We start from the raw sequence: 12,226 nt of genomic DNA, 5'->3' as shown, positions 1-12,226 counted from the left end.
GAACGGGTCGGAGGGGGGAAGGGCATGACCAGCTTCATCGACCCGCTCGGGGGTCATTTCAGTCGCGGCCGCGACGCCGAGATCGAGTACGAGGAAGAGCTCGAAGCGGAGGGCGTCGGCGACGACGACGTCGAGTTCGTCATGGAGGAGGTCGCAGACCCCGAGGACGACGACGAGGAGTTCGGGGGGCGCTGAGCGTCGGCCCGCCCGCGCCACGCGGGGCCCGCGCGCGCCCGGCCGGGCCGACCGGCCGGGCGCGCGCCCCGTACTACGCGATCCCGCCGCCGTCCACGACGAGCGCCGATCCGGTCACGTAGCTCGACTCGTCGCTCGCGAGCCACACCACCGCCGAGGCGATCTCGCGCGGTTCGCCCATGCGCCGCAGCGGGCGGTCGGCGGCCTCGGCGAGGAAGGCGTTCGCGTCCTGGCCGAGCTGGCTCGCCTCGTCGCGCAGCATGCCGGTGTTCACGTCGCCGGGGTTGACCGAGTTGACCCGGATGCCCTGCGGGCCGTGGTCGATCGCGAGCGCGCGCGTCATGTTGACGACGGCGCCCTTCGACGCGCAGTACGAGATCGCCTGCCCGCCGCCCTTGAGGCCCCACCCGGAACCGGTGTTCACGATCGACCCGCCGCCCGCGGCGGCCATGATCGGCACGACGTGCTTGCACATGAGGAAGATCGAGCGCACGTTCACGCCGAACACGCGGTCCCACTCCTCGACGCTCGTCTCGAGCACGGTCGTGCGGCGGATGATGCCGGCGTTGTTGAAGACGACGTTCACGCCGCCGAACTCGGCGACGGTCGTGCGGACGACGCGTTCGATGTCGGCTTCGCTCGAGACATCCGCTCGGATCGCGATGGCGGTGCCGCCGGCGTCGCGGATCTCGGCCGCGACCGCCTCGGCCGCGTCGCCGTCGAGGTCGACGACGGCCACTGCGGCGCCCTGCTCGGCGAGCGCCTTCGCGGTCGCGCGGCCGATGCCGCCCGCGCCGCCGGTCACGATGGCCTGCTTGTTCTCAAGTCGCATGGAGCGCTCCTTCGTTCTCCGGTGCGTGGACCGGGTAGATGCTGGTGGTGCCGGGGCCGGTGACGACCCTGGCGAATCCGGCGAGCCGGGTGTCGACGACAGGGTCGCCGGTGTCGACGAGCAGCGGCCGCCCGCCGAGGTCGATGAGCTTCTGCTCGGGCGCGACGACCATGACGGGCTCGTCGCCGAGCGCGTCGATGACGCGCGCGGAGAGCTGCTGGTTGCCTCGGCCGAGCAGGAATCCCTGGCCTCCGATGATGGAGACGACGGCCTGCGAGGGCCCCTGCGCGACCTGCTCGAGCAGGTCGCGCTCCGACGCGGCGGCCGCGACGACGCGCCCGTCGAGCACGACGTCGACGCCGAGCGGCGTCTTCGGCACGCCGAGTTCGCGAGCGAGCTCCGCCATCGTGCCGCCGGGTCCGAGCAGGTAGCGGATACCGGGCCGCAGGCGCGCCGCCGCTCCCCTGGCCGCGAGCCGCACGGCCGCGCGTTCGTCGGCCGGCGTGGCCGCCTTGCGCGCCTGCGTGCGGCCGGCACGATAGGGCACGCGGAGGGTTCCGTACAGGCGGGGTTCGACGCGCGCGCGACGCAGCTGCGACTCGTCGACGTCGAGCACCTCGCGATCGACCACGGGGAGGCTCCCTTCGCCCCGCCACGCCGCCGCGAGCGATCCCGCGGCGCGGGGCCCGACGGCGAACACCGGCGAGTACATCTTCACGCCCGCCGGGATGCCGAGCGCGGCGACGCCCTCCGGCAGACCGGATGCCACGTCGCGCGCGGTGCCGTCGCCGCCCGCGAACAGCAGGAGGTCGGCGCCGGCGTCGACGAGGGCCCGTGCGGCGTCCGTCGTGTCGGTCGCCGTCGTCGCGGCGGGCGGATGCCACACGACGACGGGGCGGAGCCCCGCGTCGCGGACCGCGTCCTCACCCATCGGACCGGCGACGGTGACGACGAGTTCCTCCGGTCTCGCGGCGGCGAGAACCGAGAGGGCCGCGGCGGCCCGCTCGCCGGCACGGGGGTGCGCGCCGCGCTCGCCCGCGCGGCGCTGCACCTCCTCGCCGTCGCTCCCGGCGAGCCCCGCGGGTCCGCCGACACCGGCGACGGGGTTGACGACGAGCCCGATCACCTCAGGCCCCGACGGCGTCCGGGTACTTGCGGCGGTACGCGCGCCACGTGACCGCCCAGCGCTCGGGGTCGTCGAGGTCGTCGTGGTGGGTGTGGTGCACGGTCTGGTTGTGCGGCGCCGTGCGGACGACCTCGGGCGTCTCGCGGGCTTCGCGGGCGACCTCGGCGAGGACGTCGGCGTACTCGTCGAGTTCGCTCTTCGAGTACGACTCGGTCGGCTCGAGCGTGAACGGCTGCGGCACGACGTAGGGGTGGTGGCTCGTCCAGTAGTGCATGCCGAAGTCGCTCGCACGGATGCCGATCTCCTCCGAGCTGATGCCGGTCTCCTCGAACAGCTCCTGCCACGAGTACCGCACCTGTTCGATGCGGCGGCGGCCGGTCGCGTATGGAGCGGACGCGCCGGGGATCTCGAGGATGCGCTTCATGAGGTAGTTGTTGTTGAGCACCGCGGTCTCGGCGACGGCGCGCAGGCCATCGGCGCCGAGCGCCATGATCCACGCGTAGGCGCGCACGATGTTCGGCACGACGCCGTGGAACGGCCCGATCGCGCCGATCGACTGCGGCCCGGCCTCGACGACGTCGTACCGGACGCCGTCGCGCACGACGCGCGGCCCGGGCAGGAACGGCGCGAGCGCGGCGCTGACCGCATTCGCACCCGTGCCCGGTCCGCCCGAACCGTGCGGCGTGCCGAAGGTCTTGTGCACGTTGAAGTGGCACACGTCGAAGCCCGCGTCGCGGGCCCGGGTGATGCCGAGGATGCCGTTGGCGTTGGCCTGGTCGTACGAGGCGAGGGCGCCGACGCCGTGCGCGGCATCCACCCACTCCTTGATCGCCGGGTTGTAGATGCCGGTGTCCTCGGGGTTGGTGACCATGATCGCCGCGGTGCGCGGCGACAGTGCGCGCTTGAGCGCCTCGAGGTCGGGGTAGCCGTCGGCGTCCGGGTGGAGCGTGATGACGTCGTAGCCGGCGGCCTTCGCGGCGGCGGCGTTCGACGGGTGGCTGAAGATCGTCGTGATGACCTCGCGGCGCTGGTCGCCCTCGTCGTTCGCCTCGTGGAAGGCCCGGATCATCGCGATGTTCGCCCAGATCGCGGCCGACCCGCCCTGGGTGTGCAGCGACACCTCGTCCATGCCGGAGACCTCGGCGAGCATGCGTTCGGTGCGCCAGATGATCTCGAGCACGCCCTGCGCGTCGGCGTCGTCCTGCAGCGGGTGCATGGCCGACAGCTTCGGGGTGGCGATGAGCTGCTCGTTGACCTTGGGGGCGTACTTCATGGTGCACGTGCCCTGGCCGACGTCGACGTTGAGGTCGGCGCCGAGGTTCTCCTGCGAGAGGCGCAGGTAGTGCTTGAGCACGCGCATCTGCGCCATCTCGGGCAGTGCGGGCGGGGTGCTCCGGGCGAGGCCCTCGGGCAGCGCGGCGACGACGTCGCCGACGGCGTCGCGGACCCCGGGCTCGACGCGGGTGACGAGCACCCCGCGCTCGCCCGGCGTCGACAGTTCGAAGATGACCGGTTCGTCCCAGCGGGCCTGGTGGAAGCGGCGGTGTGCGGGCTTGGGGGCGATGGGCAGGCTCATGCGCGGTGCTCCTCATGGGTCGCTGCGGTGTCGAGGGTGGCTGCGGCCTCGGCGGCGGATGCCGCGACGAGGGTGGTGATCGCGGTGGCGAGTCGATCGATGTCGTGCTGCGAGGTGATCTCGGTCACGCACACGACGAGTTCGTGCTCGCTCGCGGCGACGCCCGGTTCGATGCCGTCGGCGCGGAGTCGGTCGACGATGCCGGGCGCGGTCAGACCGGCCCCGGAGACGTCGACGGCGAACTCGCGCAGGTGCACGGCGCCGTCGGCGAGGCGGATGCCGGGGATGGCGGCGAGCGCGCGCTGCGCGTAGGCGGTGCGGGCGAGCAGCACCTCGCCGAGCTCGCGCATGCCCTGCGGGCCCATGAGCGCGAGGTGCACGCCCGCGGCGATGCCCCAGAGGGCGGCTGCGGTACCGACCCATTCCTTGCCCTCCTCGCGGTGGGCGAACGAGGTGCGGTCGTAGGCGACGTCACCGAATCCGACCTCGCCGGGCACGTCGGTCGTGGCCAGGCCGAACAGCCGCGAGGGCATCTCCATCACGAAGCGCGGGTCGTCGTGCACCGCGATGAAGCCCGCGTGCGCGCCGCCGAACCACTGGTGCAGCCCGAGCGACTGGATGTCGCCGCACACGATGTCGGCGCCCTGCTCGGCGGGCGGGGTCAGCACGCCGTACCCCACGGGGTCGGTGCCGACGACGAGGACCGCGCCGACCTCGTGGGCGGCATCGGCGAGCTGCTGCAGCCGGTGCTCGATCGCCCCGGTCCGGCTGGGCGTCTCGACCCAGACGGCCGCGACGTCGTCGCCGAGGCGGTCGGCGACGCCCGCGGCATCCGCTGTGCCGTCGACGGGCGCGACGAACTCGAGGTCGAGGTGCACGCGCACGAAGTCGCGCACCTTCGAGAGCTTGGCGGGCAGCACGTCGCTCGCGACGAGCACCCGGCGTCGGCCGGTCAGGCGCCCGGCCATCGCGAGGGCCGTCGCGGTCGCCTGGAACCCGTCGTAGGTGGGCACGTTCACGACGTCCATCGACAGCAGTTCACCCATGAGCGACTGGTACTGCCAGAGCGCCTGGAAGCGCCCGTGGTCTTCGTAGGGCTCCCCCGCGTACGCGGTGAGGAACTCGCTGCGGCCGATGACCTCGTCGACGACCGCCGGCACGTGGTGCGCGTAGGTGCCCTGGCCGAGGAAGCTCAGGCGCTCGGTCGTCGTGGTGTTCTTGGCGAGCAGGCCGGAGACGTGCCGGGCGAGGTCCTGCTCGGCGACGAGCGGCTCGGGCAGGTCGAGGGCGCGCCCGAGGCGGAGGTCTGCGGGAACGTCGGCGTAGAACTCGTCGACGGATGCCGCGCCGACGGCGGCGAGCATCTCGGCGCGGACGTCGGGCGCGGTGTTCGGGATGTACGGATGGACGAAGGGTTCGGTCATGGCGCGTCTCACTCGGTGGTCTCGGACAGGGTGATGAAGGGCGGTTCGGCCGCGGTCGGCGTCGCCAGGACGGCGACCCCGGCGGTGGGGACGACGAGCCGGGCACGGCCCGTGGTCGTGGGCTCGGGTTCGGCGCCGCCGAGCAGGTCGATCGCCCCGGCGGGCACGTCGACGGTGGCGTCGGCGCTGCCGTGGTTGAGCACGAAGGTGTAGTCGGTGCCGTCGCCGGAACGGGTGACCGCCTCGAGGTGCGGGTCGATGCGGTCGCGTGCGGGCAGGTCGGCGTCGGCGAGTGCGTGGCGCATGACCGCGACGAGCCCGTCGGCATCGAGCGCCGCGCTCACGTACCAGGCCGCCCCGGCGCCGTGGGCGCGCCGCGTGACGGCGGGGCGGCCGGCGAGGACGCCGGTCGCATAGGTCGCGATGACGGATGCCTCGGCCGACGCCTCGACCCACTCGGTCCACACGGGTGCGGCGTGCCGCTCCCCGTCGAGCTCGATCTGTTCGGCCGCGCCGTCGGGCACGGGCCACGGCTCGTCGATCTCGATGCCGAGGAGTTCACGCAGCGGCCCGGGCGCACCGCCGGGGTGCACCTTCTCGGTCGCGTCGACGACGCCCGAGAACGGGCCGACGACGACGGTGCCGCCTGCGGCGGCGTAGGCGTCGAGCGCGGCGGCCTGCGTGGCATCCGCGATGTAGAGGTTCGGGACGACGACGAGGTCGTACTGGTCGAAGGGGCCGGTCGCGCGCACCGTGTCGACCGCGTGGCCGAGTGCGTGCAGCGCAGCGTGCCACGCCCGCGCCTGGCCGAGCCAGCCGAGGCGCTGCGAGGGCAGGGATTCGGCGGCGCTCGATCCCCACCAGGAGTCCCAGTCGACGACGAGTGCGACCCGGCTGCGGACGCGGGTGCCCTTCACGGGAGCCAGTCGCTGGAGCTCTCGCCCGAAGGCGGCGGTCTCGCGGAAGGTCCGTGACGCCTCGCCGCGGTGACCGAGCATCGCCGAGTGGAACTTCTCCTGCCCGTACTGCGCCTGCCGCCACTGGAAGAACATCGCGCCGTCGGAGCCGTGCGCGATCGCCTGCAGGCTGTCCAGGCGCATCCGGCCGGGTGCCTTGGGCACGTTGACGTCGCGCCAGCTCACGGCGCTCGCGGCCTGTTCGAGCAGCAGCCACGGCTGACCGCCCTTGAGGGAGCGCATGAGCCCGTAGTTGAGCGCTGCCGGGATGTGGGCGTTCGGGTCGGCCGGGTCCGGGTAGGCGTCGTCCGTGACGAGGTCTTCGTGCTCGGCGAACTTCCAGTAGTCGAGGTCGCGCAGGAGGCTCATGAAGTTCGTCGTGACCGGCAGGTCGGGCGTGATCTCGCGCAGCACGTCGACCTCGATGCGGAACAGCTCGAGGAGCGCATTCGACGAGAACCGCTCGAAGTCGAGCAGTTGGGTCGGATTGATCGGGCCGGTGGCACGGCGCGGCGGCTCGATCTGCTCCCACGCGGTGTAGCGCTGGCCCCAGACGTTGACGCCCCACGCCTCGTTGAGACCGTCGAGGTCGCCGTGGCGCGCCTCGAGCCAGCGGCGGAAGTGCCGCGCCGATTCGGGGCACCAGCACCGCGAGACATGGTCGCCGTACTCGTTCGAGATGTGCCACATGACGACGGCGGGGTGCTCGCCGTAGCGTTCGGCCATCGCGCGCGCCATGCGTGCGACGTGCTCGCGCCACACGGGCGAACTCGGGCAGTAGGCCTGCCGCGAGCCGAACTCGAGGCGCCGGCCGTCGGAGTCCCACGGGAGCATCTCGGGGTGGCTGCGGACGAGCCAGGCGGGCGGGGTCGCGGTCGCGGTCGCGAGGTCGATGCGGATGCCGCCGGCCCAGAGCACCTCGATGACGCGGTCGAGCCAGGCCCAGTCGTAGACGCCGGGCGAGGTCTCGAGCTGCGGCCAGGAGAACACGGGCAGGCTCACGAGGTTGACGCCGGCCTCCTGCATGAGGCGCACGTCCTCATGCCACACGTGCTCGGGCCATTGGTCGGGGTTGTAGTCGCCGCCATAGGCGAGCGCGTCGAGGCGGATCTGCCGCGTCGCGTGGGTCACACGTGGTCCTCTCCGTCGGGGATCTGTACTTGCGTCGTTGCGCACTGTATTTTGTATACAGCAACGTTAGGCCGCAGGCACGCCCGGGTCAACCCCATAGGCTTGCGGCGTCGGCACCGACCGGCTGGAGGATGGATGGCGATCGAACGCAGGAACCTGCGCTCCCAGGTCCGCGAGGAACTCCTCGCACGCATGCGATCCGGGCGCGTGCGCCCCGGGGAAGGCATCAACGAGGTCCAGCTCGCCTCCGAACTCGGCGTGAGCCGCACCCCGCTGCGCGAGGCGCTCATCGCGCTCGAGAGCGAGGGCCAGATCACCAGCGAGAACGGCAAGGGCTTCCGCTTCGTTCCGCTCTCCGCCACCGAGTTCGAGGAGCTCGCGCCCGTCATGGCCGCCCTCGAGTCGCTCGCGCTCGAGCTCAGCCCGCTCGACGAGCTCCGGGAGATCGGGCGGCGCCTCACCGCCCTCTCGGCGGAGTTCGACCAGGAGGTCGTCGAGCACGCGCTCGTCATCACGAAGGACGACGAGTGGCACGCGGTCATGCTCTCCGCGTGCCCCAACCGCCGCCTGCTCGACACCATCGAGAGCACCCGCGGCGCGTTCCACCGGTACGAGTCGCTCCTCGTCCCCGACGACGTCATGATCGACCGCGTCGCCGCCGAGCACGCCGAGATCGCCCACCACCTCGCCGACGGCGACGTGCACGCGGCATCCGTCGCCCTCAAGGCGAACTGGATGAACGGCATGCGCCGCATCCTCGACAACGCCTCGAGCCCGTACTTCAGCGCCTGAGCGTTCATCGGCGAACGCCGCCGCGATACCGGCACTCACCCCTTAACCGCCCCGCCGAGCAGGCCGGCAACGAACTGGCGCTGGAAGACCAGGAAGAGCAGCACGAGCGGCAGCGTCGCCAGGAGACCGGTTTGTTTCTCAATGCACGCGTTGCCGGCTCGGAGGTGGTAGACCGCGACGATCCAGGAGACGACCTCGAGCCGGCGTTCCTGCCGGTTCTGCCAAGGACCGGGTGTGTCGCGGAGAGTCATACAGATCGCATTGCAAAACCGGTCGCACGGCATGCTAATCTTCGCGGCGGAGCCGGGGGCGGGCCCCGATACCCGAATCCAGTGGAGTACCCGTGCCATCGTTTGAGCGCCCCGTCGAGCGCGCACTAGTTGTACTTCCCACGGTGGTTGTGTGCAGCGTGGTGTGACGGGGTGAGGTGAGGACCTCCGGTATCGATGTGGGTTACCACACTCACTCGACACAACGGAGGTCCTCGTGTCCTACGCTACCCATGCCCGTGCTGCGCTCACCGTGACCGGGCGGATCAAGATCGCGTTGCTCGTCGTCGACGACGGGTGGACACAGGCTCGTGTCGCTGAACGGTTCCAGGTCGCTCGTGGCACGGTGTCGAAGTGGGTCGCCCGGTACCGGGCAGGCGGGCGTGCGGCGATGCAGGATCGGTCCTCGAAGCCGAAGGTCTCGCCGTCGCGGACGCCGCAGCGCACCGAGCGTCGCATCATCGGGTTGCGGGTGAACCGGCGCTGGGGTCCGCACCGGATCGCGTACCACCTCGGCCTGCCGCAGTCGACGGTCTCGAAGGTGCTGAACCGGTACCGGGTGCCGCTGCTGGGACAGGTCGACAAGAACACCGGAGTCCGGGTCCGCAAGCCCAAGCCCGTCCGCTACGAACGCGCCGTGCCGGGCGAACTGGTGCACGTGGACGTGAAGAAACTCGGCCGCATCCCCGACGGCGGCGGGTGGCGCACCCTGGGCCGTTCCGCAGGGCGCAAGCACCGGTCCGGGGCCGGCTACTCGTACCTGCATTCCGCGATCGATGACCATGCCCGCCTGGTGTACTCCGAGATCCTCGACGACGAACGCAAGGACACCGCCGCGGGGTTCTGGGAACGCGCGAACGCGTTCTACACCGGCCACGGCATCACCGTGCAACGCGTGATGACGGACAACGGGTCCTGCTACCGCTCGAAGGCATTCAACGACGCGCTCGGCGAGAACATGACGCACAAGTACACCCGCCCGTACCGGCCACAGACGAACGGCAAGATCGAGCGGTTCCACCGCACCCTCGCCGACGAATGGGCATACGCCCGGCACTACGCGTCAGACCAGCAGCGCGCCACGAGCTACCCCGACTGGCTGCATCACTACAATCACCACAGACCCCACACCGGGATCGGCGGCCTCGCACCCATCGACCGCGTCCACAACGTCAGTGGGAAGAACAACTAGTGCATCGTCAGTCGACGAGCGAAGTCTGGCCAACAGACTTTGAACCCAAAGGTCAGGACAGCTTTCGTGTGGCGCTGCAATGGCCTCGAAGTCATGCCTTCCTCACCACGCTGCCGCCCGATTCGGCGGTGATGGCCGAGACGATCCGGCAGGTGACGATCCTCACCTGCCATCTGGGGTACGACGTTCCGCTCGACAGCCGGTTCCTGATGACTGGGCTCGGCTTCGAATTCCGTTCGACCGAACGTGGCGCGGGCGAGTGGAGAGCGCTCGAAGTTACCGCACGTGTGCAGGGATCGGACGTTCGTCGGACCGCCCGAGGCGAACTGCGAAGCGCTCGGATGAATGTCGACATCGTCGGTCCGGACGGAGTGATCGCGGTCGGGCACGGTGACGCGCTCCTAGCCGGCGTCCCCGCGTACCGAAGGATGCGCGGACCGAACGCTGACGCTACTCCCCCTCGACGTACAATCGATCCGGTGTCACCAGCGAGGGTCGGTCGAACTCGAACGGCCGATGTCACCATCCTCGAGACGGATGCTGGTCTCGAGGTTCAATTGGACCATTCTCACCCGGTGTTCTTCGAACACTCACTGGACCACGTCCCGGGTGTCGCGCTCATCGAGGCATGCAAGCAGGCTGCCTGCATTTCGTAGGCGACCTGTCGATCGAGCTTCAGTGTCTTGAGGCGAACTTCCACCGAGTGGTTGAGTTCAACGCTCCCGTCACGATGAGCGTTACCTCGGACGCCGCTGGCCTGGAGTTCGTGGTGGCACAGAACGGAACGGCGGCGATGGCGGCATCGGCGCGCATTAGCGTTTCCGGCGACGTCGCGGTTTCGCTGTGAAGATGTTCGCCGCCGACGCGAGCGATGTTTCGAGACGGTCCGGAGGGATGATGGCGGTGAGAATGATCTGCCACATCTCAAGTACCCGCTCCGGCAAATCCTTCCGGCTGGTGAAGGTCTCTGAGACCAGCTGGACGCCAGTGAAGGCGGGGATGATGAACCGGGCAAGCCGGTCCGCCGGGATACGGCCATTCGTCTCCCCTTCGTCAGCGGCTTGCTGCGCAAGTTCCTCGAAGGTCGCCATCCAGTCGCGGTACGGATCCTGGAGCGGAGTTTCGAACGTCGACGTGTCGGTAGTGAGCCGGATACCTGCCCGGACGATCGGATCGTCGACCAGTCGGGAGGCGAGATCCATGCAGAGCCGCATCATCTTCTCCACGGCGCTGCTGTCCGACATCACAATCTCAACCGCAGCTTCGCGCGCGATCCGGTGCTGCTCCTCGACAAGAGCTCGCGCGATGTCTTCCTTGGACTGGAAGTGGAAGTAGAGGGCCCCCTTGGTGACCCCGGCCGCATCCCCAATGTCGCCGAGGGTCGCGTTGGCATACCCAAAGCGCCGGATGACCTCGGCAGCGCCGAGCACGATGTTCTCACGCGTGACGCGTGCTCGCTCCTGCTGAACCATCGGCCTCCGCTGCTTGACGTTCCAACTCGACGCCCAATCGTATCTAAGATCCGCAAGACGCCCCTCGGAGGACTTCATGCCGCACGGTGACCGGCCCATCCTTGCTGTAATCGGTGCCAACGGTTTCGTCGGCGGCGCCGCGTACCGGGCAGCGGCCAAACAATCAGGCTGGCAGGCACGTCCGATCACCCGGAGCATCCGCGAGAGCGGCGCCGTCGCAGATGTCCGCGACACGGCAGCGCTGAAGGCCGTGCTTGCTGGGGCCGACGTGATTATTCACGCCGCCAGTTACATCGGCGACGACCCTGTCATCTGCGCCACCGTGAACGTCCAGGGCACTTTGAACGTCGCCACCCGAGCGGCTGCCGAGGGTGCCCGCCTCGTGTATCTCAGCACTGCCGCCGTCTATGGGCGCGGCCCGCACGAGATGGTCGTCGAGTGCGCGTTGCCGGTTCGTCCCGCGTCACCGCGCAGCGCAAGTCGTGCCGACGCTGAGCAGATCGTGCTCGACCACGGCGGCATGGTCGTTCGTCCCCACCTCGTGACTGGCACCGGTGATCATTGGGTGGGCCCAGGAATCCTCGCCCTGACTCGAGCGCTCGGCGGGCTCGTCGACGACGGCATCGCCCGTCACTCCGTGATTGAGGTCGAGATGCTCGGGCAGCTGCTCGTCTCGCTCGCCAGCGCCGGGCCTTCGAGCGCAGGCGTGTTTCACGCGGCCAATCTGGTGCCACTCACAACCCGTCAGTTGTGCGAGACGCTCTGGCAAGATGCCCCGCCTCTCTCGAGCGTGTCCGCGTTGGATGCTGCTCAGATCGCCAACGAACTCCCTCAGATCAAGCACGCGCTCGACCTGCTCGCGACGGATCACACGTTCGACAGCCGAGCCGTCAAGGCGGCGACTGGAGTCCCGCTTGGCGATCCGTTCGAGCTGCCCCAGGCCGCGCTCGATTGGTACCGGGCGCTGCGACCGGCCGGCCTCGAGCTACGTGTGGTCTCAGATCTCGGACCTCGGCCAAGCGATCAAGCAGGCGTACCCATTCACGTGGATCAACGTCCCGGACTCCACCCCACGAGCTTGGGGTGTTGAGTTCCCCCGACGATCGCCTGGGCCGGACAGATGACCAACGGCGCCTGACTCTTCCGGGCCACGGCCACGACATCGTCGCGGAACTCTCTCGGTTGCGGCTTTGCCGCAAGGACATCCTTCCACCGAGGACGAATCCTCACACTTCAGATGTCAACCAAACCCGGCGCAGAC

General features: G+C 69.9%; 12 protein-coding genes. 5 read left to right on the top strand and 7 right to left on the bottom strand.

The window, feature by feature from the left end; all coding sequences use genetic code 11:
- Nucleotides 1-24 precede the first annotated feature (24 nt).
- Nucleotides 25-195 carry a hypothetical protein gene (locus DSM26151_RS00355; RefSeq protein ID WP_234660405.1) on the top strand — a complete coding sequence of 57 codons (171 nt, stop codon included), beginning with the start codon at nt 25-27 and terminating at the stop codon, nt 193-195.
- Nucleotides 196-268: 73 nt separating this feature from the next.
- On the opposite strand, the gene DSM26151_RS00350 is transcribed toward DSM26151_RS00355, so the two are convergent.
- Genes DSM26151_RS00350 through DSM26151_RS00330 form a run of 5 tightly spaced genes read right to left on the bottom strand, consistent with a single transcriptional unit; the run spans nt 269 to nt 7,240 of the window.
- Nucleotides 269-1,027, bottom strand: a complete 759-nt coding sequence (locus DSM26151_RS00350; protein ID WP_234660404.1) for an SDR family NAD(P)-dependent oxidoreductase — start codon at nt 1,025-1,027, stop codon at nt 269-271.
- The gene (locus DSM26151_RS00345; protein ID WP_234660402.1) at nt 1,017-2,153 is read right to left on the bottom strand and encodes an ATP-NAD kinase family protein; all 1,137 of its coding nucleotides are present in this window, start codon (nt 2,151-2,153) and stop codon (nt 1,017-1,019) included. The genes DSM26151_RS00350 and DSM26151_RS00345 overlap by 11 nt, the downstream gene beginning before the upstream one ends.
- 1 nt (nt 2,154) lies before the next feature.
- Nucleotides 2,155-3,729: an aminomethyl-transferring glycine dehydrogenase subunit GcvPB gene (gene gcvPB, locus DSM26151_RS00340; RefSeq protein WP_234660401.1), complete on the bottom strand. Its 1,575-nt coding sequence runs from the start codon at nt 3,727-3,729 to the stop codon at nt 2,155-2,157.
- Nucleotides 3,726-5,153 (bottom strand): aminomethyl-transferring glycine dehydrogenase subunit GcvPA, encoded by a 1,428-nt coding sequence (gene gcvPA / locus DSM26151_RS00335; RefSeq protein WP_234660400.1) that lies wholly within the window; start codon nt 5,151-5,153, stop codon nt 3,726-3,728. Before gcvPA ends, gcvPB begins: the two co-directional genes overlap by 4 nt.
- A gap of 8 nt (nt 5,154-5,161) precedes the next feature.
- Nucleotides 5,162-7,240, bottom strand: a complete 2,079-nt coding sequence (locus tag DSM26151_RS00330) for a beta-galactosidase (protein WP_234660399.1) — start codon at nt 7,238-7,240, stop codon at nt 5,162-5,164.
- Nucleotides 7,241-7,375: 135 nt separating this feature from the next.
- On the opposite strand from DSM26151_RS00330, the gene DSM26151_RS00325 reads away from it, so the two are divergent.
- Nucleotides 7,376-8,032 carry a GntR family transcriptional regulator gene (locus tag DSM26151_RS00325; RefSeq protein WP_234660398.1) on the top strand — a complete coding sequence of 219 codons (657 nt, stop codon included), beginning with the start codon at nt 7,376-7,378 and terminating at the stop codon, nt 8,030-8,032.
- 35 nt (nt 8,033-8,067) lie between these two features.
- On the opposite strand, the gene DSM26151_RS00320 is transcribed toward DSM26151_RS00325, so the two are convergent.
- Complete coding sequence (locus DSM26151_RS00320; RefSeq protein ID WP_234660397.1) at nt 8,068-8,283, bottom strand: hypothetical protein; 216 nt, start codon at nt 8,281-8,283, stop codon at nt 8,068-8,070.
- A 235-nt stretch (nt 8,284-8,518) separates the two neighbouring features.
- Here DSM26151_RS00320 and DSM26151_RS00315 point away from each other — a divergent pair, with 235 nt between their 5' ends.
- A complete protein-coding gene (locus tag DSM26151_RS00315; protein ID WP_234660396.1) occupies nt 8,519-9,493 on the top strand; it encodes an IS481 family transposase in 975 nt (324 codons plus the stop codon).
- Complete coding sequence (locus DSM26151_RS00310) at nt 9,493-10,149, top strand: AfsA-related hotdog domain-containing protein (protein ID WP_234660395.1); 657 nt, start codon at nt 9,493-9,495, stop codon at nt 10,147-10,149. Before DSM26151_RS00315 ends, DSM26151_RS00310 begins: the two co-directional genes overlap by 1 nt.
- 156 nt (nt 10,150-10,305) lie before the next feature.
- On the opposite strand, the gene DSM26151_RS00305 is transcribed toward DSM26151_RS00310, so the two are convergent.
- A complete protein-coding gene (locus DSM26151_RS00305) occupies nt 10,306-10,965 on the bottom strand; it encodes a ScbR family autoregulator-binding transcription factor (RefSeq protein WP_234660394.1) in 660 nt (219 codons plus the stop codon).
- Nucleotides 10,966-11,041: 76 nt separating this feature from the next.
- On the opposite strand from DSM26151_RS00305, the gene DSM26151_RS00300 reads away from it, so the two are divergent.
- A complete protein-coding gene (locus DSM26151_RS00300; protein ID WP_234660393.1) occupies nt 11,042-12,055 on the top strand; it encodes an NAD-dependent epimerase/dehydratase family protein in 1,014 nt (337 codons plus the stop codon).
- Nucleotides 12,056-12,226 lie beyond the last annotated feature (171 nt).

The sequence above is a fragment of the Agromyces marinus genome, assembly GCF_021442325.1.
In the GTDB taxonomy this organism is placed as follows: domain Bacteria; phylum Actinomycetota; class Actinomycetes; order Actinomycetales; family Microbacteriaceae; genus Agromyces; species Agromyces marinus.
Note: the sequence above shows the minus strand (reverse complement) of the source record. Positions and strands in the feature narration are given on the sequence as shown.